We start from the raw sequence: 24,350 nt of genomic DNA, 5'->3' as shown, positions 1-24,350 counted from the left end.
AACGACAGCTGCGGCCCGGCCATAGATCCGGCGCGGGTTCAGAGGGCGATCCCTCAGCGCTCGGTCGCCTTGAGGAACGCCGACAGCCGGTCCTTCCACAGCACCGCCCAGGTGTGGCTTCCGTGCCCCTTGGTTTTTTCGCTGATCGGCAGCAGGACAAACGTCCCGTTCTTCAGTCGCCGGGCCTGCGGCTCCGCGATCCCCAGTTCCGGCGGATTGATGAAGTCGTCGGCGGAGTTGATCCACAGCACCGGCGCAGTGATCGTCTCCAGCTTCGGCGACGGGTCATAGGTGTGTGACGCGGCCACCTGATAGATCAGGTCATTAGCGTCCAGCGCCGGCATGCGAGCCGTGAAATAGTCATCCACGGCCTTGTCGGCGGCCGCGCGGGTGGGCGCGGCCATCTGGGTCGGCAAGGGCGAGAGGCCCGCCACCATCAGAAGGCCCAGCGCCGTGCGCAGGCCCTCCCTGGGCTGCTCGCCATAGTCACCACCTTTCCAGGCGGGGTCCTGCCGGACCGCATCGATCAGCAGCTTGCGCCACATGCGGTTGCGACCGGCGATTTCGTTCGGCAAGCACGCGAACGGGGCCAGGGCGTCTGCAAAATCCGGCCAGGCCTCGCCCCAGACAAAGCTGTGCATGCAGCCCATCGAGGTACCCATCAGCAGCCGCAGGTGATCCACCTTGAGCCCCTGGGTGAGCAGCAGGTGCTGGGCGGCGACCATGTCGTCGTAGTCATACTGCGGGAACCGGGCATGCAGGCCGTCGCTCGGCTTGGATGACTTGCCGTGACCAATGCCGTCGGGAAGGATGATGTAGTATTTGGCCGGATCCAGCAGTCCGCCCGGCACGAGAAGCTCGTCGGCAAACTGGGGGCTCAGAAACTGTCGCCCTGTACCGCCGGTACCATGCAGGACCATCACCGCATTGGTGACCCGGCCGCTGGCGTCGCGCTTCGGCTCGCCCAGGGTGGTGTAGTGAAGCCTCAACTCGGGAAGGACCTCGCCTGACCGGAACCTGAAGTCCCGAGCGACGAAATCGCCCTCCTTTGGCGCGACCGCGGGAGCGGCCGCGGCTGTAGTGGCTAAGGCGAGGGACAGTGCGACGGCGGCTGCAAGATGTCGAAACAAGGCGATGGACCTAACCTTCAGACGGCTTGGAAGACTTCCCGAATGACGCCGGCGCGGCGTCCTTCGGGGCGGATCATGAGGAACTTGCCCGACCAGACCCCCGGGATCGACCAGCGCCCTGTCAGTTCGGTGGCGTCGTCGTTGAGCAAACCGTCGTACAACACCTGATGCGCCCAGTCGCCCGTACCGTCGTAGGTCTTGGCGAAATCGACCTGGCGCCCTTGCCGGCTCCCCAGCAATGTCGCGAATACCTCGACGGGTAGGCCGTCATGTTCCAGAGCCACTTCGTGGATCGAGCCACTCAGCCATTTGCCGTTCTCGAGCAACGTGGCCGTGAAACCGACCGGCTCATAACCCTGAGGGTAGGAATAGAGCCCCTGCCAGATGCCCGTCAGATTTACCGACATTGCCTCTCCCCCCAAAATGACGCCGGATTACTTCTCCAGTCGCGCCACAAGGCTGGACGTATCCCAGCGATTGCCGCCCATGGCCTGAACCTCGGCATAGAACTGATCGATCAGCGCGGTGCTTTCCAGCCTGGCCCCGTTTCGGTCTGCCTCGACGAGGGCTATGCCCAGGTCCTTGCGCATCCAGTCGACGGCGAAGCCGAAATCAAATTCACCCCGCGCCATGGTCGGCCAGCGGTTTTCCATCTGCCAGGACTGGGCACTGCCCTTGGAGATCGCCGCCAGCACGTCATCGGTCGGCAGGCCGGCGCGCTTGGCGAAATGCAGCGCCTCGGCCACGCCCTGCACCACCCCGGCGATGGCGATCTGGTTGCACATCTTGGTGAGCTGGCCGGTTCCGACCTCGCCCATCCGCCGCACCGCCTTGGCATAGACCGAGATCACCGGCTCAACCCGCGCATAGGCTGCCGCGTCGCCACCCGCCATGATGGTCAGCTGGCCATTGACCGCTCCGGCCTGACCACCCGACACCGGCGCGTCGACGAAGTCACGCCCCCCCTCCCGGGCCAGAACCGCCATCTCGCGAGCAACCACCGCCGAGGTCGTGGTGTGATCGACAATCACCCCGCCGTCCGCCATGGCCGGAAGGCACTGGGCCACGACGGCACGGACATCGTCGTCATTGCCGACACAGAGCAAGACCAGGTCACATCCCGCCACAGCCTCGGCGACGGTCGCAAAGGTCGCCCCACCGTGCTCCGTGGCCCAGGCTTGCGCCTTGGCAGGGCTGCGGTTGAACACCGAGACCTCATGACCGGCGCCCTTGAGATGACCGGCCATGGGATAGCCCATCACGCCCAGACCGATAAATGCCGTCTTCATGCCGGTGACTCCTTGTTCGGTCTGCGATTTCGCGCGTCAGAGCCCGAACGGCAACCCCATCTTAACGTCCACCCTTCACCTTCCGTGGGTCAAAGTTAAGCAGGCTTAAGCACGATGGCCGTCAGCGGCGAGCAGCCTATCGTCATCAAGAAGGTCAAGAAGGTGGTCGGCGGCGGCCACCACGGCGGCGCGTGGAAAGTCGCCTACGCCGACTTCGTGACCGCCATGATGGCGTTCTTCCTGCTGATGTGGCTGCTCAACACGACCAGCCCCGAGCAAAAGCAGGGGATTGCGGACTATTTCGCGCCGGCTTCGATTTCGTCGACTACCAGCGGCTCGGGCGGGATCCTGGGCGGAACCTCGCTGGGTGATGACGGTGCCAAGGCCGACGGCAAGATGTCCGTAATCCAGCAGATGGCTCCCGAAGCCCCGGACGAAACCAACAAGGAAGGTCAGAGCTCGAGCACGGGGAGCCTTGATTCCGCCAGTGAGCAAGCCTTGCGCGATGCTCTGGCAAAGAAGGAGCAGGACAGCTTCGCCTCCGCAGCGCAGTCCCTGCGGCAGTCGCTGCAGGACATGCCGGAACTGGCGGAACTGTCCAAGCAGATCATGATCGATCAGACGCCTGAAGGCTTGCGCATTCAGCTGATCGACCAGGAAGGGCGCTCGATGTTCAAGGAGAACTCGCGCGAGCCCAATGACCGAGCCCGGATCCTGCTGCGCGCCGTTGCCAAGGTGATCAATCAGCTCCCGAACCGGGTGACTGTTTCGGGCCATACCAGCGCCAATGCCGAAGGCCGCAAGAGCGACAGTGACTGGTCTCTTTCCGCCGCAAGAGCTGATGCCTCACGCCTCGTGCTGCGCAATGCCGGCGTCGATGACGACCGGATCTATCAGGTTTCGGGCAAGGCCAATTCGGAGCCGCTCTACGCGGACGACCCGACGCTTGCCGGAAACCGGCGCATCTCGATTGTGCTTTTGCGTGAAAAGCCGGTCCTGCCTGATGGGCTTTAACGCAGCAGCGGCCAGTCCGACTCTGGCGCTTGCGCAAACCTGCGCCATGCCCCCTAATCGCTCATCGGCCTCGGGCCGCTGAAAGGGGACGGGCGCTTCAGTGACTCAGCATTTTCCGACGCGACAGCTTCGGTTCTTCCTGACAGCGCCGACGCCCTGCCCCTATCTGCCGGGTCGGGAAGAGCGAAAGGTTTTCGCCCACCTCCCTCTCTCGGACGGCCCCACGGTCAATGACGGCCTCACCCAGGTCGGCTTCCGTCGCTCTCAGAACATCGCCTACCGGCCGGCCTGCGAGACCTGCCGCGCTTGCCAGTCGGCGCGAGCCCCCGTCGTCGACTATGTCTTCTCAAGGTCGGAGCGACGCGTTCTTGGACGCAATGAGGACCTGGAGCGGCATCTGGTTGAGGCTGAGGCGACGCTTGAGCAATTTGAACTGCTGCGCCGCTACCTGCTGACCCGCCACGCCGACGGCGGAATGGCCGAAATGACCTGGCCCGACTATGTGGCGATGGTCGAGGATACGGCGGTCCGCACCCATCTGATCGAGTACCGCCGCAAGTCACTGGACCGAGGCCCAGGCGATCTTGTTGCCTGCGTCCTGGTCGATGTCCTCGCCGACGGCCTGTCGCTGGTCTACAGCTTCTATGATCCGGATGAGGGGCGGCGGAGCCTCGGTTCCTTCATCATTCTGGATCATCTGGTCCAGGCCCGGCAGACGGGTTTGCCGTTCGTCTATCTGGGCTACTGGGTCCCTGGCAGCGAGAAGATGGCCTACAAGGCGCGCTTCTCCCCCCTCGAAATCCTCAAGCCCGGCGGCTGGGCGTTGATGTCGGCCCGTGAACGCGGCGCGCGTAGCCCCAGGGTACTATCGCCACAAGGTGAAGCCGCCGGAAGCGAGCTGGACATCAGCGATGCCCAGCCCGCAATTCTCGACGGACTCTAGAAGCCGTCCATCGGTCCCATTCAGGCTTCGATGTCGACGTCCTTGGTTTCTTTCAGGAACAGGATGCCGATCACGGCCGTGATTCCGGCGACGACGATCGGATACCAAAGTCCGTAGTAGATGTTGCCCGTTGCAGCGACCATGGCGAAGGCCGTGGTCGGCAGGAAGCCCCCGAACCAGCCATTGCCGATGTGATACGGCAGGCTCATCGAGGTGTAGCGGATGTTGGTCGGGAACATCTCCACCAGCATGGCTGCAATCGGGCCGTAGACCATGGTCACATAGATGACCAGCAGGGTCAGGATGCCGACGACAAGCGGCTTGTTGACCAGCGCACTGTCGGCCTTGGCCGGATAGCCCGCCGACTTCAGGGCCGTCCCCAGTTCCGCCTCCCAGGCCTTCTTCCGGTCCTTGAACGCAGCCTTGTCGAGAGTCTCGCCCGCAAACGACGGAAGCGTTACCGCACCGATCCTGACCTCGGCCACGGTGCCCGCAGGCGCGGCCTGGTTCACATAGGTCACGCCGGCCTTGGCAAGATAGGATTTGGCCAGATCGCAGGAGGTGTTGAACACCGTCTTGCCGATGGGGTCGAACTGGAAGGAGCAGTCAGCCGGGTCCGCGACCACCGTGACGGGCGACGACGCAACAGCGGCTGCCAGTTGCGGATTGGCCGCTACCGTCAGGGTTTTGAAGAGCGGGAAATAGGTCAGACAGGCCAGCACGCAGCCGGCCATGATGATCCATTTGCGTCCGATCCGATCCGAGAGCCAACCGAAGAAGACGAAGAACGGCGTACCGATCAGCAGCGAGATCGCGACAAGCGCATTGGTCAGGCCGCCGTCGACCTTGAGCATTTTCTCCAGGAAAAACAGCGCATAGAACTGACCGGTATACCAGACCACCGCCTGGCCAGCCGTCAGCCCGACCAGGGCAAGAATGACGATCCTGAGGTTGCCCCATTTGGCGAAGGAATCCGTCAGCGGTTGTTTACTGCCTTTGCCCTCGTCGACCATCTTCTGGAAAGAAGGGCTCTCCGACAGCTGCAGTCGGATCCAAAGCGAGACGCCCAGCAGAAGCACTGAGATCAGGAACGGGATGCGCCATCCATAGGCCTTGAACGCGTCGTCACCCACCAGATTGCGGGTGAACAGGATGACCACGAGACTCAGGAAAAGACCGAAGGTCGCCGTGACCTGAATGAAGCTCGTATAGAGTCCGCGTCGGTTGGCAGGGGCATGCTCGGCCACATAGGTCGCGGCCCCACCGTACTCGCCGCCGAGCGCAAGGCCCTGGATCAGGCGCATGATGACCAGGGCTATGGGCGCGATGATCCCGATCTTGTCATAGCTGGGCAGCAGGCCGACCACGAAGGTCGACAGTCCCATCAGCAGCATGGTGATCAGGAAGGTGTTCTTGCGCCCCCAAAGATCGCCCAGGCGACCAAAAACCAGGGCCCCGAACGGACGAACCGCAAAGCCGGCCGCAAAGGCCAGGAGGGCGAAGATATAGCCGGTTGTCTCGTTCACGCCGGAGAAGAAGTGGTGCGTGATATAGGTCGCCAAAGAGCCGTACAGATAGAAGTCGTACCACTCGAAAACGGTGCCGACCGAAGCGGCCCCAATGACCAGACCGTCCTTGCGACCGACGACTTCACCGCCCTTCGCCCCCAGATTCCCGGCTTTCGCCATGTTTTCCCCCTGATTTTCGTTACCGCTACCACGGCAAGTCTTGTCCGTCACCCGCCCCGGAGCGCAACCGTTGCGCATGGTGTCAGGTTTCATCGGCCCCGGGGAGGTGATCCTTGCCCCAAAATCACGCCAAACGCCCTATTTGCTGGGATGAGGTGACAAACCCATTTGGGTTCGTCAGGGTTGGCGCTCATTGATTCCACTTGAGATGAGCTAAAATCATGAACGTTTCGGATCTGGTCGACGCCGCCGTTGCTGCCGACGACAAGCTGACCAAGGCTCAGGCCAAGTCGATCATCGACGGCGTCTTCAAGTCGCTGACGGATGCTGCCGTGAAGGGCGAAGAAGTCTCGATCCCGGGCTTCGGCAAGTTCAAGGTCCAGGCCAAGCCGGCCCGCACCGGCCGCAACCCGGCCACCGGCGCTGCCATCGAGATCGCAGCCTCCAAGAAGGTCGCTTTCACGCCTGCCAAGCAACTGAAGGACGCCGTCAACGGCTAAGCCTCAGGCTTGAACACGAACGGCCGGCAAGCCTCACCGCTTGGCCGGCCGTTTTTGTATCTGCCGCCTGCCGCTTCCGACCCGAAGATTATCACTTGGGAGATCGCGCAGTCGGCACTAAGCCAATCCTTCGACGTCGTCAGCCCCTGGCCGCCATGACCACGACCGCTCTACCTGTCGCCGTCCGGCGCAAGACACGGCCTCGCCGACGCAAGGCGGTCCGTATCCTTCGTCTGGCCCTCCCCGCTCTAGCAGCGTCTGTCCTTGTCGCCATCATCGCCCAGACGGCCCTTGGTGCCTTCAATACGGAAGCGGTTGAAACGCCTCTAGATCGCAATGGCTTGCGGATGGACAATCCGCGCTTTACCGGCCTCATGAAGGACGGCCGGACGTTCCTGATCACGGCAACAGGTGCTGTCCGCGATACTGTGGACCCCAACCGTGTTGCCCTCGACGCCCCCCATTTGACCCGCGGCTATGGCTCGCCGGAGCCGACCCAGGTTGTCTCGCGACAGGGTGTCTATGACGAGGCCAAAGGCCTGCTTCAGCTGACCGGCGACGTCCGGGTCAACAGTGGCAATGGCTATGATTTTTCCACTCAGCAAGCCCTGATCGACACGCGAACAGGCGACGTCGTCGGTCAGGAGGGCATCAACGGTGCCAGTGCGTCGGGCAACAAGGTTCAGGCCGACAGCTATGCCGTTTCCGACAAGGGCGACCGGGTGGTCTTCAAGGGGCGCGTGAAGACTCGCCTCAACCCGGGCCAGTGAACGGGCACCGACGCGCAGATGACCCCGGACAGCCCTTCCAGAAAGCCAAAGGTCTGCTTTCTCTATATCGCCCAGACCCACCAGATCCTGCACAGCCTGCCGATCGCCGTAGCGCTCGCTAAGGGCTGGCCGGAGTTGTCTGTGGAAGTCCAGGCGACGACGCAGGACCATCTCGACTATGCCCGCGCGTTACTGCGGGCTTCGAACGGCCCCGATCTGGCCATGAGCCTGCTTGGCCCGCAGTGGCTGAGAAACCTGCGGTTCAAGGAGGCATCAACGCCGCCAAAGGCCCTGATGCTCGCCGCGAACGCCTGGGCGCTGGGACGGTTTGACGCGATCGTCACACCCGAACGCACCAGCGCCCTGCTCAGGAAGCTAGGAGTCCAGAAGCCCCTGCTGGTCTACACACAGCACGGCGCAGGCGATCGGGGGGGTGTTTTCGAACCGCGGCTGAGGCAGTTTGACCTGGTCATGGCAGCAGGCCCCAAGCAGAGAGACCGCATGGTCGAGGGCGGATGGGTCCGCCCAGAAAACTGCGCGATGGTCGGCTATCCGAAGTTTGACCTGATCGACGCCCTGCCGGGATCGCCCCTCCCCGTGTTTCCCGAGGCGCGGCCGGTGGTTGTCTACAACCCGCATTTCCACGCAACCCTGGGCTCCTGGCCACGCTTTGGCGTGGACGTTCTCAAGGCCTTTGCCGACGACGACCGCTTCAACCTGATCTTCGCCCCGCATATCCGGCTGTTCGACGGGGCTAGCCAGGAGATGCTGCAAAGTCTCGCGCCCTATCGGAACAATCCACGGATCCATATTGATCTTGGCGGTCCGGCCGCAATCGACATGACCTATACCCGCGCGGCGGACATCTACCTCGGCGACGTCAGCAGTCAGGTCTATGAATTCCTTCGCACGCCCAAGCCGTGCCTGTTCCTCAATGCCTCAAATGCGGCCTGGCAAGGTGACGAGAGCTTCCACCACTGGGGATACGGGCCCGTTCTGGACTCGGCCGATCATCTGGTCGACGCCATCGAGGCCGCACGCCAGGGGCATGGTAGCTATCTAGCGGCCCAGAAAACCGGGTTTGCCGAAAGCTTTGATCTTTCGGCGACGCCGTCCTCACATCGGGCGGCCGCCGCCATAGCCGCGAAGCTCGGCATAGCAGCGGCATGAGCAAGCAGAGATCCGTCTTCGCCCACGTCCTGAGCAATGCCGGAACCCTGTTGGGTGGTCGCACCGTCAATGCCCTTGTCAGCCTTGGCTACCTCGCCCTTTCAGCTCGGGGCCTGGGCCTTGCCCAGATGGGCGTGCTGACCCTCATCACGGCCTTCGCCCAGTTCCTGGGCGATGTCGTCAAGTTCCAGTCCTGGCAAACGGTCCTTCAGTATGGTGCCGAGCCCCTGCTCAAGCACGACCGCACCGAGTTCCAGCAGGTGGTTCGACTGTCGCTCGTTCTCGACCTGGGCAGCGGACTCGTCGGCGTCATTCTGGGGATTGGTGGCGCGCTGCTCTTTGGATCGATCCTTGGATGGTCGAGCGAGGTGGCCCCACTCGCGGCGCTTTATTCCCTGACCATTGCGGTCATGACCTCTGCCACCTCCGTCGGGCTTTTGCGACTGTTCGACAAGTTTCGATATCTGGCCGGAGAGCAGGCCGTCAGCTCGACGGTCCGTCTCGCCGGTACCGGCCTCGCCTTCCTGCTCAATGCCCCACTCTGGGGCTATCTGCTGGCCTGGGCGGCCGGACCGATTGCCTCGTTCTGCTACGTCGGCACGATCGCCTGGCGCGAGATGGGCCGGCGCGATCTGCTTCGGGGCTTTTCCCTGTTCGGTCCCGTTGGGGAGGGATTGCCCGGCGTCTGGAAGTTTGCCTGGGCCACGAACTTCAGCAGCACCCTGGACGTTGCCTTTACCCATCTGATCACCCTGATGGTCGGAGGGTTGCTTGGACCGGCCCAGGCTGCACTCTGGCGGATCGGACGTCAGGTGGCCGACGGCATGGCCAAGCCCGCTCGCCTGCTGATCCCGGCGCTCTATCCGGAACTCGCCAAGCTTCGGGTCACAGAAGGGGAAGGCGCGATGCGGAAGCTGGCCATCCAGATTTCCCTGCTCGGCGGCGCAGTCGCCGGCGCTCTGCTCCTGCTCAGCGCCCTGGCTGGCAAGCCCCTGCTGGCGCTGGTCATGGGCAAGGCCTATGTGGGCGCTGCCGGCATCATGACCTGGCAGGTTGCCGCTGCTGCGATCGGAATCCTGGCCCTGCCCCTGGAGCCGATGCTGGTGTCAATGCGTGCTGCCGGGGCAGCCCTCAGGGTACGCATCGTCGTTTCCAGCCTGTTTCTGCTCGCCCTCGTGCCGCTGATCCGGACTATGGGCCTGAGCGGTGCAGGCCTTGCCCTGATCGGAGCAGCGCTTGCCATGGCGACCGGCATGTTCCTCACCCTAAGGGCCCAACTTGGGCGCCCCTCCGTCCTCAGAGACAACGAACCCTCTTGCGCGAAAGACGCAAACGACGCCAAAGGCGTATGATGATGATGACACCGACAGGCGCCGGGCGAACGGTGCGCTTCGCCGATTTTCCGACCCTGACGGCCGCGCTCGACTTTGCGGCCACGGGCGAAACCGGCGTGAACCTCTATTCTTTGCGCGGTGAACTGGTCGAGGCCCTGCCCTATGCAGACCTTCGAGCCCAGGCGATGGACCTTGCCGGGCGGATGCTGGCGACGGGGGCCGTGCCGGGTGGCACCGTTGGCCTGATTGCCGAAACGGACGCCGACTTCGTTCGCGCCTTTTTTGCGTGCCAGTATGCCGGTCTTGCCCCGGCCCCCTTGCCCTTGCCCGCTCCGCTGGGAGGGCGCGCGGCCTATGTCGACCAGATCACCCGGATGCTGGCCTCGGCCCGGGCCTCAATCCTGATCGGCCCGGCATCCATGGCCGCTTGGCTGCCCGAGATCGCTGCCCAGACGCCCCTGAAATTCGCCGGGGTCCTCGCAGACCTGCCCCCGACTTCCGGCATTGATCTGCCCGCTATTGAGCCAGACCAGACCTGCTATCTTCAGTTCTCGTCGGGAAGCACGCGCTTTCCAACCGGCGTGGTGGTGACACACAGGGCGCTGATGGCCAATGCCGTGGCGATCACGCGCGACGGCCTGCAGGTCCGCCCCGAAGATCGCGCCATCTCATGGCTGCCGCTCTATCATGACATGGGGCTGATCGGCTTCCTCCTGAGCCCGATGACCAGCCAGATGTCGGTTGACCTCCTGCCGACCGGGGCCTTTGTTCGCCGCCCTCTGATGTGGCTGGACCTTTTGACCCGGAACGGTGGCACCATCAGCTACAGCCCGACCTTTGGCTATGAGCTCTGCGCCCGCCGCGCGGAAGCTGCAGCTATCGACCATCTGGATCTCTCGCGGTGGCGCAGCGCTGGCCTCGGCGGAGACATGATCCGCACCGGACCGCTGAAAGCATTTGCCGAGCGATTCAAGGCGGTTGGATTCTCGGAAACGGCCTTTGTCGCCAGCTACGGGATGGCCGAGGCCACCCTGGCCCTGTCGATGGCTCCGCTTGGTGGTGGGCTTAAGGTCGAGCGCCTGGATATCGAGCAACTGGAGAACGGCCTGGCCGTTGAAAGTGATGACGGCGACCGGGCGCGCGACTTTGCCCGCAACGGTCCGGTGCTTCCCCACCACGAGCTTGAAGTCCGGAATGAAAACGGCCTGCCCCTGGCGGAGCGGCAGGTCGGACGGATTTTTGCCCGCGGCCCCAGCCTGATGCAGGGCTATTTCGAGCAGCCTGAAGAGACCGCCCGCGTCCTGGCCGAAGGCGGCTGGCTTGATACCGGCGACCTTGGCTTCCTGGTCGAGGGCGAGATCGTGATCACAGGGCGCGCCAAGGACCTGATCATTCTCAACGGCCGAAATATCTGGCCGCAGGATCTGGAGTGGACCGCCGAAGCCGAGACCGACGGTCTGCGCAGTGGTGATGTCGCGGCCTTTTCGACGCCTGGCGAAACCGAAGACGTCATCATCGTCCTGGTGCAGGCTCGTGGCGGCGATGCCGAGAGCCGCAAGGCCCTGGCCGAGGCCGTCGCAACGGTCCTGCGGGTACGCCATAGTGTTGAAGTCCAGGTCCACCTGGTCGGGGCTCACGCCCTGCCGCAAACATCGTCAGGCAAACTAAGCCGCTCTAAGGCCCGGGCGGCCTTCCTGGCCGGTGCCTATGCTAATCGCGGCTAGGCCATGACCTCGCGTGTGGTCGCGATCACCGGCGCAACCGGGTTCCTCGGCCGGCACCTGGTCAGGACCATGGCTGACGGCGGCTGGACGGTTCGCATCCTGGCCAGGCGAGACATTGTTGATCCGGAATGGGCAGGCCTTGAGCCAGAGCTGGTCGTCGGCGATCTCACTTCTGCCGCAGGCCTGGACCGCCTCTGCACCGGTGCCGATGTGGTCATTCATGCCGCTGGCCTGATCAAGGCGAAATCCCGCGACGAGTTCGATCGGGTGAATGTCCTTGGCGCTCGCGCGGTGGCCAGCGCGGCCCAAAAGACCGGTGCCAGGGTGATGCTCGTTTCCAGCCTCGCGGCACGGTCCCCGGCGCTTTCTGACTATGCCGCCAGCAAGCGCGGCGGCGAAGACGCCGTCAGGGCCATTGTCGGCAGCCATCTGACGGTCGTCAGGCCACCGGCCATCTATGGGCCGGGCGACATGGAGACCCTCGATCTCTTTCGTCTGGCGCAGACCTCGCCGTGGCTACCGGTCCTCGATGCCCGAGCGCGGATGGCCCTGATCCATGTCGAGGATGCTGCCGCGCAGATTGCCGATCTGGCCCGCCACTGGCGGCCCGGGACCTTCGCGCTGTCGGACGCCAGGTCCGAAGGCTATGGTTGGGACGAAGTGATGCAGTCGGCCGGGAGGGCGGTCGGCAGACAGCCCCGTCTGATCCGGGTTCCAGACGGATTGATCACGGCAATCGCCCGGCTGTCACAGACCTGGTCCCGCGTCACAGGCACAGTCTCTATTTTCACCCCCGGCAAGGCGCGAGAGATCCTGCACCGGAACTGGAGCCTCTCGGAGGCCGAATGCGTCCCCGGCGCTCTCGCGACGCGATATCAGATCGACGCAGGATTCTCCCATAGCGTGAGCTGGTACCGAAAGCGGGAGTTTTTAGTTACGGTTTGATGACGTTAACCGCCAATTTTGTCAGGAATCCGACAATAGCCCTGTTACAGTTCGAGTCAGTCAGGTCCGCAAACGGGGGTTTCGGCAAGTCGGCATGAAAGCGGTTACGGATCTCACTCTTCGGGAAATCGGCAAGGCGGCAACCTCGGTTCTCGGGCGCCCCGTCGAGGTCGCCGACGAAACCCACATCGGTCGTGACCTGCAGGTCGACTCCCTGGCCCTGATGAACATCATCATGGAGCTTGAGGACGTGTTCGACCTCTCGATCCCGCTTGATCGTCTGGCTTCTGTCGAGACCGCCGGCGACCTGTCCAACCTGATTAAAGATCTTCGGAACAAGGGCTAAACATGGGGCTGTTCGACAAGCACCTCGCCTATCGCGACGCCTATCAGGCGATCCGTCAGGTCGGGGCAGATCCCTTCAATATCCGGTTCGACTCCGTGATTTCACCCACCGAAGGCGTGATTGAGGGCCGTCCGACGATCCTGTTGGGCACCAACAACTATCTCGGCCTCACCTTTGACCCTGAAAGCATAGCCGCCTCGGTCAAGGCCGTTCAGGAACGCGGGACGGGCACCACCGGCTCACGGATCGCCAATGGCAGTTTCGAAGCCCATGTGGAACTCGAGACGGCGCTCGGCCGGTTCTACAATCGCAAGCATGCCATGGTCTTTACGACCGGCTATCAGGCCAATCTTGGCGTCCTGTCGACCCTGGTCGGACGCGGCGATCACCTGATTCTCGATGCCGACAGCCATGCGAGCATCTATGACGGCTCGCGCCTGGGCCATGCCGAGGTCATCCGTTTCCGCCACAATGATCCCGAAGATCTCTACAAGCGCCTGCGGCGCATGAAGGACGTCCCCGGTGAGCGCCTCATCGTGGTCGAGGGCATCTATTCCATGATCGGCGACACGGCACCGCTGAAGGAAATCGCGGCGGTAAAGCGCGAGCTCGGTGGCTATCTGCTGGTCGACGAGGCCCACTCCATGGGCGTCCTGGGTGAGCACGGCCGGGGTCTTGCTGAACAGGAAGGCGTTGAGGACGATGTCGATTTCATCGTCGGCACCTTCTCCAAGAGCCTGGGCGCGATCGGTGGGTTCTGCGTCAGCAACCTCGACGACTTCGAAGTCATGCGCGTCATCTGCCGCCCGTACATGTTCACCGCCTCGCTGCCGCCGGCGGTGGTCAGCTCGACCCTGACCGCCCTGCGGCGGCTCGAAGAGATGCCGCACCTGCGCCACCGGCTGATGAGCAATGCCCGTCGCCTCTATGAAGGCCTGACCGAACTCGGCTTCCACACCGGTCCGACCGCCAGCCCGATTGTGGCGATCACCATGCCGGATCAGGCCAGTGCGATCGGCATGTGGAACATGCTGCTGCAGAACGGTGTCTATCTGAACCTGGCCCTGCCGCCGGCGACCCCGGACAGCCGCCCCCTGCTGCGCACGAGCGTCAGCGCGGCGCACACCGAAGAACAGATCGACAAGGTTCTGGCTGTCTTCGCCGAAGTCGGCACGGCGCTCGGCATCATCGACACTCAGCGCAAGCGGGTATCGGCCTGAGAGCTTGACCGGGCGACGGTTGCATAACCCTCGCCCGGTCGATCGTCAGATCAGCGTGCGAAACTCACGCCGCCGTCAACCGTGACGGCACCGCCCATGACGTAGTCACCAGCCCTCGACGCCAGATAGATGGCGGCACCGGCCATGTCTTCCTCGGATCCGATACGCCCCGCCGGGATGGCCTTCGCCACGGCATCGGCATGGTCGCGGGCCACCTTGTTCATGTCCGAAGCGAACGCACCCGGCGCGATGGCCGATACGGCGATGTTGTCCGAGGCCAGTCGCAGGGCCATGCGCTTGGTCATGTGCAGCAGGCCAGCCTTGGAGGCCCCATAGGGATAGGTTTCGTCCTTGGTGACGGACTGGCCATCGATCGAGCAGATGTTGATGACCTTGCCCACCCGGTCCTGGGCAGCGGCCCGCAGCGGCGCAATCAACGCCTGGGTCAGGAAGAACGGCGTCTTCATGTTCAGGTCCACGGTCTTGTCCCAGCCGCTTTCCGGGAACTCGTCAAAGGCCGCCCCCCAGGCGGCCCCGGCGTTGTTGACCAGGATGTCGAGCTTGTCCTCGCGCTCGATGATGCGCTTGGCGAGCCCTTCGATGCCTTCCATGGTCGAGATATCGCCTGGCAGCGAGATGCACTCACCAAACTCGCTCAGCGCTTCGGCGGTAGCGTCACAGGCTGAGGCCTTGCGGGCCGTGATGTAGACACGCTTGGCCCCGTAGGTCAGGAAACCCTTGGCGATCATGGCTCCGATACCGCGTGAGCCGCCGGTGACGACCGCGACCCGGCCTTCAAGCGAGAAAAGATTTTGCATGTCGAAGTCTCCTAGAAGCCGCGCGCAGCGGCCAGGGCGCCGAGACGCCCGGTGATGTCGTGGAACTGACTGACGGTCTCGTCGATGATCTGTTGGGCGGTCTTGACCTCATCGATCAGGCCTACGGTCTGGCCTGCGAGCGCGGGGGCCGCCTCCATATCGCCGCCGAAATAGACGCCGAGAATGCCCTTCAGCGCATCCGGCGGCATGAGGCCCTCATCATAGATGACCTTGGTTCGCTCGGACTTCAGGGCGCGAATGCACGGACTGGACTTCTTGTTGAGGATCCAGGTGCCGGTCTCCTTGCCGCCGGTAATCGCCGCCTTGTAGTTCTCATGGACGGGGCTCTCGGCCGAACTGACAAAACGCGTCCCCATCTGGATCGCCTCGGCTCCGAGCGCAAACGCAGCCGCCATGCCGCGTCCGTCGCAGATGCCACCGGCTGCCACCAGCGGCACATCAACCCGCGCCCGGATCGCTTGCAGGAGAACTAGGGTCGAGACCTCTTCGGGGTTCTTGAAGCCGCCGCCCTCGGCACCTTCAACGACAAGCCCGTCGATCCCCGCCTCGGCGCATTTGACCGCCGCATCGAGCGTCGGCACAGCATGATAGACGACAATGCCAGCATCCTTCAGCGGCCCGATGAACTTGGCCGGGCTGCCTGCCGAGGTGGTGACAAACTTGACTCCACTCTCGCAGACGAACTTGAGCATGGAGTCATCGCGCAGGAACAGGATCGGCAGGTTCACACCGAACGGCAGGCCCGCCTCGGCCATCTTGCGGATTTCAGCCTTGCAGGTTTCGGTCTCACCGGATGAGGTCTCGATAATCCCCAGACCTCCCGCCCGGGAAACGGCCGAGGCCAGCGGGTAGCGAGCGATCCAGCCCATAGGGGCCTGGATGATCGGATATCTTGCGCCCGTATGGGCCAGAACACGGTTCATGGTCATTTCGCTCAAGGGATCAGCAGGACGCGGCCAACGGCCTGACGGCTTTCGATATAGGCATGGGCCGCCGCCGCTTCGGACAGGGGGAAGGTCCTGTCGATCAGGACGGTGAGGTCGCCGCGCGCGGCTTCTTCGATCAGGCTCTGGATCAGGTCATGCACCCTGTCGGTCATGATCTCGGCCCCCAGGAACACGCCGGACAGCCTGCGGTTTCCGCCCATCAGGGAAGAGACATCCACCATCATCGGCTCCCGACCGGCATTGCCGACCAGTGAAACCCGGCCGCGATAGCCGAGGGACAGCAGGCTCGACTGCAGCGTCGCGCCACCGACCGGGTCGACGACCAGATCCACGCCCTTGCCGCCCGTCAGTTTCATCACCTGCTCGACGGTGTCATCCCGGCTGTAGTTGATCCCGTGATCGAGGCCGAAAGGCTTGAGCCGCTCCAGACGCTCGTCACTGGATGCCGTTGCGAGAACCGTCGCCCCTGCCCGCTTGGCCAGCTGGATGGCAGCGATGCCGAGCGCGCTGGCGCCGGCCTGGATCAGGACCGTCTCGCCGGACTTCAGCAGTCCATGGCCGAACAGGCACTCGTGAGCCGTGCCGAACGGCACGGGAATGGCCGAGGCCTTGAGCAGATCAAAGCCGTCAGGGATCGGCCAGGCATTGCGGGCGGGAACAGAGCGCAGTTCGGCATGGGAGCCGAAGGCGTTCACGGTGACGACCTTCTGTCCCACCTTCAGGTGGGTGACATCGGCCCCGACCTCGACGATCTCACCGGCAGCCTGGTAGCCGACGATGTGGGGGGAACCCGCCATCGCGCCGCCCCCGCGATTGAGAGTGTCGCCGCCCTCGATACTGACAGCCTCGACCCGGATCAGCACGCCGGAGGCATGGCACTTTGGATCTTCGACGTCCTCGTAGCGCAGGACGTCCGGCTTCCCGGTTTCATAGTAGACGGCGGCCTTCATGGCGCTCGCTCCCTGATTTTCTTATTGTTTTCGTTCGGTTATTTCGAAGGGTCGACCAGGGCCGAATAGATGAGCTGCTGGCTGAGATCATCGAGATTGCGCAGGGCCGGATCGCCGTCCTTGTTCAGCACGTGGATCATCCCCAGCACGAAGAGATCATTCTCCGGGTCGATCCAGAACCAGGTTCCGGCCGCTCCGCCCCAGCTGATTGTCCCCTTGCCGGCCGGCGTTCCGGCGCGGGCCGGATCGGTGATGACCATGAAATCAAGGCCGAAGCCCTGACCGCGGCGATTTGTGAAAGAGCCCTCCTGCCCGGTCATGATGTCATCGGACAGGTGATTGGAGCCCATCAGGGCAATGGTGCTCGGCGAGAGGATCCGGGCTCCGTCGAGGGTGCCACCGTTCAGGATCATCTGGGCGAAACGGGCATAGTCGGCATTGGTCGAGACCAGACCCCCGCCGCCGGAAGCGACAGCCGGCGGCTTGGTGATGTCCAGGACCATGAAGCCGGAGGCGGACACCAGCTTCTTGTCCTTGGGGCTCCACAGGTAGAGAGACGCCAGGCGGTCGGACTTCTCGACCGGCAGATGGAAGCCGGTATCGACCATCTTCAGCGGCTCAAAAATCCGTGTACGCATGAAATCGGGCAGAGACATTCCCGACAGCTTTTCAATGATGAAGCCCTGGATATCGACCGAGGCGCTGTATTTCCACTGCTTGCCGGGCTGGCCCACCAGGGGGAGCGCAGCGACCTTCTCGATGAACTCCTGGCCACTGCGGCTACCCAAAACGCCGGTTGAGACATAGGCTTTGTCGATGGGATTGTCCGGAACAAGGCCATAAGCAAAGCCCGCCGAATGGCTCATGATTTCGCGCATGGTCGGCGGTCGATCCGCCGCTTCGGTGATGAAGCTGCCATCAGGGTTCTGCCCCTTGAAGACCCGCAGATTTGCGAACTCCGGGATATATTTGCTGACCGGATCGTCCAGCCGCCATTTGCCCTCTTCAAAGAGCATCATCATGGCCACGCCGGTCACAGGTTTGGTCTGGGAGTAGATCCGGAACACGGTGTCCCGGGTCATCGCGGGGCCGCCGAAGCCTTTCTTGCCGTGAACCTGGAAGCTGACGATCTTGCCGTGGCGGGCAACGAGAGTCGTAACGCCTGGCAGGTGTCCCTGGTCCACAAGGGCCTGCATGGCTGAATCGAGGCGCTTCAGCCGCTCGGTCGAAAAGCCAACGCTCTCGGGTGCCGCTGTCGCCAGGGTGACCGCCGGCCCACTGCGCGGTGCCGCAAACGCCGGCGCTGCCGCCAGCAACCCGACCGCCAATGCGGCTCCCATCCACTGACGCACAGCCATAACCGCCCTCCCGAACGTTTGTTTGAAGCGACCTTAGGTCGATTTACGGCGCTTGCGCAGCCAGTTTTTCTGCCCCGTCGGCTTTGGGCTGACGGGGCCTATTCCACTGTGAATTTGAGACCGGCATTGGCCTCAAGTCGCGCAACCAGCTTTCCCTGCATCGCCGCGCCCGGGGTCCAGATCCCACCGGGAACCTCACCGGCCTCCGTCACGAGGCAAATCGCGCTTTCGGCGATCATTTTGCTCGTCGAGCCATAGCCGGGGTCCTTGTCGCCCTTGACCGATGCCATGACACGCTGGCCGTCCGCCGCGATACCGACAAAGAGGACATCATAAAAGCCCGTCTCGCGCTCTTCCTTGCTGGGCCCTTCGCCGGGCTTGGGGCCGCCCTCTCCGCCCAGACCGCCTGCACCGCCCGCGATCGCCTCGGCGATCTGCTGTCCCTGATCACCGGGCCCGGTCAGCATCATCTCGTCATAGACGAAATCGGCCGCATAGCTCTGGCCCAGCAGCGCATTGGAGCGATGGACATTGCGGGTGTTGATCGCCGCCATGACGAACGGGGCCGACCACGACCCCAGATCCTCTTCAAACAGGGGCTTGGCTCCGGAAGGCTGCTCCGGGCCTTCAAAGCCCGGGACGAGGGAGAAGGGATTCTTGAGCAGGGCAATGATCGACGGGTCTCTGGCCGCAGCAGCCATGGTCGCCTTGAGACTGGCGGCCGTGCCGCCCGAAAAACCGCCCTTCATGCCGCGCACGCGGCCCTTCACGCGGGGCACGGGTCCGCCGAGCTTCTGCCTGGCGGCCTCCTGGACGAACCAGACGCCCAGTTCGAACGGAATGGAGTCGAAGCCGCACGAAAAGACGATGCGCGCGCCGGTCCGCTGGGCCGTCGCCTGATGCGCATCGATCATGTGACGCATCCACGCGGGCTCGCCACAGAGATCGAGATAGTCCGTCCCGGCGGCCGCACAGGCCGCGACCAGGGCTGATCCATAGAGTTGGTAGGGACCGACCGTCGTCAGCACAGCCTTGGTCCGCGAAACCATCGCCGCCAGCGAAGCCTCGTCACCGGCGTCGGCCACGACCAGCGGCGTTTCGCCCGGAGCCCCGATTTCGTCGCGAACCTCCGCCAGCTTTTCCAGGCTGCGGCCGGCCATCGCCCAGCGTACGGACCCGCCGACGCCATACTGGCGGGCCAGATACTCGGCCACCAGCCGGCCGGTAAAGCCGCTCGCGCCATAGACGATAATGTCGAATTCGGCCGCCGGGTTCATGCGCCCCTCCCTTGATTTTGGAAGGCAGAATGACTGGCTCGGCCGCACGATGCAAACACCTGTTTGAGGTGTCGGAACCGTGCCTACTGGACCTTGAGAACGCGCTCGATGCGTCGATCGGGGATGAACCAGATTACGGCAACCGCCACATAGGCGGCGATGGCCGGCCAGACACTCACAAAGGCAACCGGTATGGCGACAACATAGAGAAGCAGGGAAACCTTGCCCTTGAGATCGCCGCCCGTCGCAAGGGCGAGTGGCGAGTCCTTGCCCTCATGCCGGATGATCAACCGGGTCAGCAGGGTATAGGAGCAAGCTGCCAGCAGCATCACACCGCCATAAAGCGCGACCGGTAGGGGGGCCAGATGGTTCTCGCCCATCCACGCGGTGACGAAGGGAACCAGGGAGAGCCAGAACAGCAGGTTGAGGTTGGCCCAGAGGATCGGCCCCGAAACCGACCTCACCGCATGCAGCATGTGGTGGTGGTTATTCCAGTAGATGCCGACATAGATGAAGCTGAGGACGTAGCTCAGGAACACAGGTAGGATCGGCCACAGAGCTGCCAGATCCGCCTGGTGCGGAACCTTCAGCTCGAGGACCATGATCGTGATCGCGATGGCCAGGACACCATCACTGAAGGCTTCCAAGCGTCCCTTGCCCATGGCCATGACGTCCTATTGATCCGGATGTTCCAGGGCCTGGTAGACCAGAGTCCTCGTCGTGGCATCAAGGCCTGAACCCACCCCGCCGAGGCGCTGAATCATGCCGATGAAAAAGAGATCGTTGGTCGGGTCAATCCAGAACCAGGTTCCGGCACTTCCGCCCCAACTGAAGGTCCCGACGCCCACGGGCGCGCCGGAAGCGGCAGGGTCGACCGCCACGGCAACGTCGAGCCCGTAGCCCATACCTGCAGCAAACGGGAAGGCTTTCTGGCCCGTCGTCAGGACATTGGCCGTCCCGTTGGTCGTGACCGTAAAGCTCGCCGGCAACTGGTTGAGGCGCATCAGCGCCACGGTTTCAGGCTGGAGTATCCTCACCCCGTCCAGGTCACCACCATTGAGGAGCATCTGGGCAAACCGGGCAAAATCATGGGCCGTCGAGACGAGCCCGCCGCCACCGGAAGGGGCGAGCGGCGGCCGTGTCACATCTCGCCATCCGGCCTCATGGACCGGTGTCAGGCGACCGGCGGCATCGGAATCATAGAGCGCTGCGAGACGCCCCACCTTCTCGGCCGGCACATAGAAGGCCGTATCCGTCATGCCGAGCGGCGCAAAGATCCGCTCCTGCATAAAGACCGGCAGCGTCTTCCCGGAAAGCTTCTCGACGATATAGCCCTGGATATCGGCGGCGATGCTGTAGCGCCAAAGCGTGCCCGGCTCTGCGAACATCGGCAGGTCCGAGACCTTGCGAACCATCTGGTCGAGCGACTCTGACTGCAGGACCGAGGCCCGGTAGTAGGCCTGGTCGGCCGGGCTGGAGGGATCATCGGCGATGCCGTAGGCAAAGCCCGCCGTGTGGGTCATCAGTTCGCGCATGGTCGGCGGACGCGAGATCGGCGACAGCACCGGCCGGCCCTCGGCGTCCATCTTGGCGACCCGAAGATTGGCGAACTCGGGCACATACTTGCTGACCGGGTCGTCCAGTTTCCAGCGCCCCTCCTCATAGAGGATCATCATGGCCACGCCCGTGACCGGCTTGGTCTCGGACCGGATCCGGAAGATCGCATCCATGGGCATAGGATCGCCGGCTTCCAGCCCGCGTTTGCCAAAGGCCGCAGCCTGAACGACCTGACCATGGCGCGCGAGCACCGTCACCGCACCGGCGACCTGGCCCTGATCGACCATGGCCTGCATCGCCTCATCCAGCTTGCGGAGCTTCTCGCTCGAGAACCCCACCGCCTCGGGCTGGACCCGAGGAAACGGCGCGGCCGAGGCGGCTCCGGCGGCGGCGCAGCCCAGCAGGCTGGCGACAAATGCGATCGCCCGACGCCTCAGCCGTCCCGTCCTCATTTGGGCCTGAACCGCTTCGAGGTGGGGAAGCCGCGCGGGACCATCTTGCCAGCGCCGGCGCGCTTGCCGACGAAGGTTTGCCAGTCGGTCCAGTCGCGACGACGGCCCGCAGGGTCAATCCAGAACCCGCCGGTCTCAGCGTTGAAGGATAGCGCATCGCGCAGACCGCCCTCGCGATAGGCCTGCAGCTTCACGCCCTTGCCTCGGGGCATTTCCGGGAGCTCCTCCAGCGGGAAGATCAGGATCTTGCCGTTGTCACCGATCACGGCAAGCTGATCACCCGTCGCTTCCAGACAGAATGCGGCTCCAGCCTCGTCAACGGTCAGAACCTGCTTGCCGGCCTTGCGGTTGGCCAGCGCTTCCTCTTCCGGCATCAGGAAGCCATAGCCCAGCTTCGAGGCCAGAATGCGCTTGCGGCCGGCCTTGAACGGGAAGACGTCGAGGATCTTAACCTTGTCGTCCAGCTCGATCATCATCCGCAGGGGTTCCCCATGGCCCCGCGCACTCGGCAGCTTGTCACATCCGATCGTGAAGAAGCGGCCGTCGCTGGAGAAGATCAGCAGCTTGTCTGTGGTCTCTGCCGGGACCAGGAAGCCGAGCTTGTCGCCTTCCTTGAACTTCAGTTCGGACGGATCCTCGACCTTGCCCTTGGCGGCCCGGATCCAGCCCCGGTCCGACAGGATGATCGTGATCGGCTCGCGAACAATCAGCGCTTCCATCGCCGCATCGGCATCAACCAGAGGCGCGTCCGCGAAGATCGAACGGCCCATGACGCCGGTCGGACGCCCGCCCTTGTCGAGCGGGTGCTTGATCTTCAACAGGGCGGCGCGGACATGGGCCAGGCCCTCGCCGACCAGCTTCCATTGCAGCGTATCACTGGCCAGCATGGCGAGAATGCCGTCGCGCTCCTCCATGAGTTCCGCATGCTCGCGGCGGATCTCCATCTCTTCCAGCTTGGCCAGTTGGCGCAGGCGGGTATTGAGGATCGCGTCTGCCTGGATGTCCGAGAGCTTGAAGGTCTCGATCAGCTTCTCTTTCGGCTTGTCCTCGTAGCGGACGATCCGAATGACCTCATCGAGATTGAGGTAGGCGATCAGCAGGCCGTCCAGGATATGCAGACGGGCTTCAATCTTGGCCAGGCGATGGCGGGCCCGGCGGGTCAGAACCTCGCGGCGGTGCACCAGGAACGCCATCAGGGCCTGTTTCAGCCCCATAACGCCCGGCGTGCCACGGGCATCCAGAACATTCATGTTGACCGGGAACCGGCTCTCAAGCGCCGAAAGCTTGAACAGGCTCTCCATCAGCACTTCGGGTTCGACGTTCTTGGACTTCGGCTCCAGCACCAGCCGGATATCCTCGGCGCTCTCGTCGCGCACGTCGCCCAGGAGGGCAGCCTTCTTGTTTTCGATCAGGTCAGCCAGTTGCTCGACCAGATCAGACTTCTTCACCTGATAGGGAATCTCGGTGACGACGATCTGGTAGGTGCCGCGCCCGGTGTCTTCCTTCTCCCACTTGGCCCGCACGCGGACGCCGCCGCGTCCGGTTTCATAGACCTCCAGCAGGCTGGAACGCGGCTCGACAATCACGCCACCGGTCGGGAAGTCCGGCCCCGGCACGCGCTCGAGCAAGTCCTCGGTCGTGGCATCCGGACGCGCGAGCAACAACTGGCAGGCATCGATCAGTTCGGCCGCATTATGCGGTGGGATCGAGGTCGCCATGCCGACGGCAATGCCGGATGAACCGTTGGCCAGAAGATTGGGGAAGCCCGCTGGCAGGACCACCGGCTCTTCGTCCTGACCATCATAGGTGGGGCGAAAGTCGACCGCGTCTTCGTCGATGCCGTCGAGAAGCAGGGTCGCTGCTTCCGTCATCCGGCACTCGGTGTAACGCATGGCCGCCGCGTTATCGCCGTCGATATTGCCGAAGTTCCCCTGCCCTTCGACCAGCGGGATGCGCTGGGCGAAGTCCTGGGCCAGGCGCACCAGGGCGTCATAGATCGACTGGTCGCCGTGCGGGTGGAAGTTACCCATCACCTCCCCGACCACCTTGGCGCACTTTCGCGCTGCGGATTCCGGGTTCAGACGCATGTTGTTCATCGCGTAGAGCACGCGACGGTGAACCGGCTTCAGGCCGTCGCGCACGTCCGGCAGGGCCCGCGAGCTGATCGTCGACAGCGCATAGGCCAGATAGCGTCGCGACAGGGCCTCGGTCAGCGGCTCGTCAAGAATGCGATCGCCAGGACCGCCGGGAGGTAGGACAGGTTTGTTCATGGGGAGATTCGTTACGCGTGAACCTCACCCTAGCAGAAACCCGCGCGCCGATTCGACGCCTTAGGCGGCGACGATCCCCGGTTTTCCGGCCTCAGTCACCAGCTTCGCCCGGGTGGTCAGCTTTCCGTCGCGCCGGGTGATGGCATCGAGGACCCGGAACTCGGTCTGCCAGCGCTCGGGCGTGACATCGCAGATGGCATAGCCACGCTGGCTGTTGTTGAACTTCAGCTGCGGATTGACCGCCTGAATCTTCGCCATGTCATCGCGCTGATCGACCCCGTCCCCGCCCGAGGAAATCGAGGTGACGACGAACTCGGTTCCGATGGGAGCACCTGTGGGATGCGCGCCATCCAGATATAGATCCCCGGCATAGTTCTGATGCTCGTCCCCCGTCAGAACGACAGGGTTTGCGATCTTGCGGTCACGGATCTGCTTGAGCAGCCGGTTGCGGGGTGAACGGTAACCGGCCCAGGAGTCAGGATTGACGGCCGACTTCTCACTGGGATCGCGATCCAGATCCATGACCATGATCTGCTGAGCCAGGACGTTCCAGCGGGCCTTTGAGGCCGAAAGGCCGTCCAGCAGCCACTTCTCCTGCTGAAGACCCAGGACTTCGGCCTTCAGGGA

The 24,350-nt window shown here is 63.6% G+C and carries 22 protein-coding genes and 1 pseudogene; 10 read left to right on the top strand and 13 right to left on the bottom strand.

Annotated features, from left to right (window positions below; all coding sequences use genetic code 11):
• Window positions 1–53 precede the first annotated feature (53 nt).
• The 3 genes and pseudogenes from DBR10_RS03570 to DBR10_RS03560 form a co-directional block, all read right to left on the bottom strand.
• On the bottom strand, window positions 54–1,130 hold the full coding sequence (locus DBR10_RS03570) for an alpha/beta fold hydrolase (RefSeq protein ID WP_108506113.1): 1,077 nt from the start codon (window positions 1,128–1,130) through the stop codon (window positions 54–56).
• A gap of 17 nt (window positions 1,131–1,147) precedes the next feature.
• Window positions 1,148–1,537: a hypothetical protein gene (locus DBR10_RS03565; protein ID WP_108506112.1), complete on the bottom strand. Its 390-nt coding sequence runs from the start codon at window positions 1,535–1,537 to the stop codon at window positions 1,148–1,150.
• A 27-nt stretch (window positions 1,538–1,564) separates the two neighbouring features.
• Window positions 1,565–2,431 (bottom strand): annotated as a pseudogene (locus tag DBR10_RS03560) (NAD(P)-dependent oxidoreductase); the annotation flags it as partial.
• A 102-nt stretch (window positions 2,432–2,533) separates the two neighbouring features.
• Between DBR10_RS03560 and DBR10_RS03555 the strand changes: the two are divergent.
• Window positions 2,534–3,433, top strand: a complete 900-nt coding sequence (locus DBR10_RS03555; protein WP_108506110.1) for a flagellar motor protein MotB — start codon at window positions 2,534–2,536, stop codon at window positions 3,431–3,433.
• Window positions 3,434–3,533: 100 nt separating this feature from the next.
• Window positions 3,534–4,376 (top strand): arginyltransferase, encoded by an 843-nt coding sequence (locus DBR10_RS03550; RefSeq protein ID WP_108556146.1) that lies wholly within the window; start codon window positions 3,534–3,536, stop codon window positions 4,374–4,376.
• A gap of 20 nt (window positions 4,377–4,396) precedes the next feature.
• Here DBR10_RS03550 and DBR10_RS03545 read toward each other — a convergent pair whose 3' ends face one another.
• Window positions 4,397–6,064, bottom strand: coding sequence for an MFS transporter (locus DBR10_RS03545; RefSeq protein ID WP_108504975.1), 1,668 nt, complete (start codon window positions 6,062–6,064; stop codon window positions 4,397–4,399).
• Between the two features lie 221 nt (window positions 6,065–6,285).
• Here DBR10_RS03545 and DBR10_RS03540 point away from each other — a divergent pair, with 221 nt between their 5' ends.
• From DBR10_RS03540 to spt, 8 genes are all read left to right on the top strand, one after another.
• Window positions 6,286–6,564, top strand: coding sequence for an HU family DNA-binding protein (locus DBR10_RS03540; protein WP_108504974.1), 279 nt, complete (start codon window positions 6,286–6,288; stop codon window positions 6,562–6,564).
• Between the two features lie 155 nt (window positions 6,565–6,719).
• Entirely contained in the window at window positions 6,720–7,334 is a 615-nt protein-coding gene (gene lptC, locus DBR10_RS03535; protein ID WP_108504973.1) for an LPS export ABC transporter periplasmic protein LptC, read from the top strand.
• An 18-nt stretch (window positions 7,335–7,352) separates the two neighbouring features.
• Complete coding sequence (locus tag DBR10_RS03530; protein ID WP_108504972.1) at window positions 7,353–8,504, top strand: glycerophosphotransferase; 1,152 nt, start codon at window positions 7,353–7,355, stop codon at window positions 8,502–8,504.
• Window positions 8,501–9,856 (top strand): lipopolysaccharide biosynthesis protein, encoded by a 1,356-nt coding sequence (locus tag DBR10_RS03525; RefSeq protein ID WP_108504971.1) that lies wholly within the window; start codon window positions 8,501–8,503, stop codon window positions 9,854–9,856. The genes DBR10_RS03530 and DBR10_RS03525 overlap by 4 nt, the downstream gene beginning before the upstream one ends.
• 2 nt (window positions 9,857–9,858) lie before the next feature.
• Window positions 9,859–11,562: a fatty acyl-AMP ligase gene (locus tag DBR10_RS03520; protein ID WP_108504978.1), complete on the top strand. Its 1,704-nt coding sequence runs from the start codon at window positions 9,859–9,861 to the stop codon at window positions 11,560–11,562.
• Window positions 11,563–11,565: 3 nt separating this feature from the next.
• Window positions 11,566–12,507 (top strand): NAD-dependent epimerase/dehydratase family protein, encoded by a 942-nt coding sequence (locus DBR10_RS03515; RefSeq protein ID WP_108504970.1) that lies wholly within the window; start codon window positions 11,566–11,568, stop codon window positions 12,505–12,507.
• Between the two features lie 94 nt (window positions 12,508–12,601).
• The gene (locus DBR10_RS03510; RefSeq protein WP_108490302.1) at window positions 12,602–12,853 is read left to right on the top strand and encodes an acyl carrier protein; all 252 of its coding nucleotides are present in this window, start codon (window positions 12,602–12,604) and stop codon (window positions 12,851–12,853) included.
• Window positions 12,854–12,855: 2 nt separating this feature from the next.
• The gene (gene spt, locus DBR10_RS03505) at window positions 12,856–14,073 is read left to right on the top strand and encodes a serine palmitoyltransferase (protein ID WP_108504969.1); all 1,218 of its coding nucleotides are present in this window, start codon (window positions 12,856–12,858) and stop codon (window positions 14,071–14,073) included.
• 50 nt (window positions 14,074–14,123) lie between these two features.
• Here spt and DBR10_RS03500 read toward each other — a convergent pair whose 3' ends face one another.
• The 9 genes from DBR10_RS03500 to DBR10_RS19660 form a co-directional block, all read right to left on the bottom strand.
• A complete protein-coding gene (locus tag DBR10_RS03500) occupies window positions 14,124–14,891 on the bottom strand; it encodes an SDR family NAD(P)-dependent oxidoreductase (RefSeq protein WP_108504968.1) in 768 nt (255 codons plus the stop codon).
• Between the two features lie 11 nt (window positions 14,892–14,902).
• Complete coding sequence (locus DBR10_RS03495; protein ID WP_369831694.1) at window positions 14,903–15,835, bottom strand: NAD(P)H-dependent flavin oxidoreductase; 933 nt, start codon at window positions 15,833–15,835, stop codon at window positions 14,903–14,905.
• Between the two features lie 11 nt (window positions 15,836–15,846).
• Window positions 15,847–16,809, bottom strand: a complete 963-nt coding sequence (locus tag DBR10_RS03490; RefSeq protein ID WP_108504967.1) for a quinone oxidoreductase family protein — start codon at window positions 16,807–16,809, stop codon at window positions 15,847–15,849.
• 38 nt (window positions 16,810–16,847) lie between these two features.
• The gene (locus tag DBR10_RS03485) at window positions 16,848–18,167 is read right to left on the bottom strand and encodes a serine hydrolase domain-containing protein (RefSeq protein ID WP_108556145.1); all 1,320 of its coding nucleotides are present in this window, start codon (window positions 18,165–18,167) and stop codon (window positions 16,848–16,850) included.
• A 98-nt stretch (window positions 18,168–18,265) separates the two neighbouring features.
• Window positions 18,266–19,444 carry a saccharopine dehydrogenase family protein gene (locus tag DBR10_RS03480; protein ID WP_108556144.1) on the bottom strand — a complete coding sequence of 393 codons (1,179 nt, stop codon included), beginning with the start codon at window positions 19,442–19,444 and terminating at the stop codon, window positions 18,266–18,268.
• Window positions 19,445–19,527: 83 nt separating this feature from the next.
• The gene (locus DBR10_RS03475; RefSeq protein WP_108504976.1) at window positions 19,528–20,106 is read right to left on the bottom strand and encodes a TMEM175 family protein; all 579 of its coding nucleotides are present in this window, start codon (window positions 20,104–20,106) and stop codon (window positions 19,528–19,530) included.
• A gap of 12 nt (window positions 20,107–20,118) precedes the next feature.
• Window positions 20,119–21,453, bottom strand: a complete 1,335-nt coding sequence (locus DBR10_RS03470) for a serine hydrolase domain-containing protein (protein WP_108556143.1) — start codon at window positions 21,451–21,453, stop codon at window positions 20,119–20,121.
• Window positions 21,450–23,723, bottom strand: a complete 2,274-nt coding sequence (gene parC, locus DBR10_RS03465) for a DNA topoisomerase IV subunit A (RefSeq protein WP_108556142.1) — start codon at window positions 23,721–23,723, stop codon at window positions 21,450–21,452. The genes DBR10_RS03470 and parC overlap by 4 nt, the downstream gene beginning before the upstream one ends.
• A 60-nt stretch (window positions 23,724–23,783) precedes the next feature.
• A partial coding sequence (locus tag DBR10_RS19660; protein ID WP_233243244.1) for an alkaline phosphatase D family protein occupies window positions 23,784–24,350 on the bottom strand: 567 nt, incomplete at its 5' end.

The sequence above is a fragment of the Caulobacter sp. HMWF025 genome (assembly GCF_003060965.1).
Classification (GTDB): Bacteria; Pseudomonadota; Alphaproteobacteria; order Caulobacterales; family Caulobacteraceae; genus Caulobacter.
Note: the sequence above shows the minus strand (reverse complement) of the source record. Positions and strands in the feature narration are given on the sequence as shown.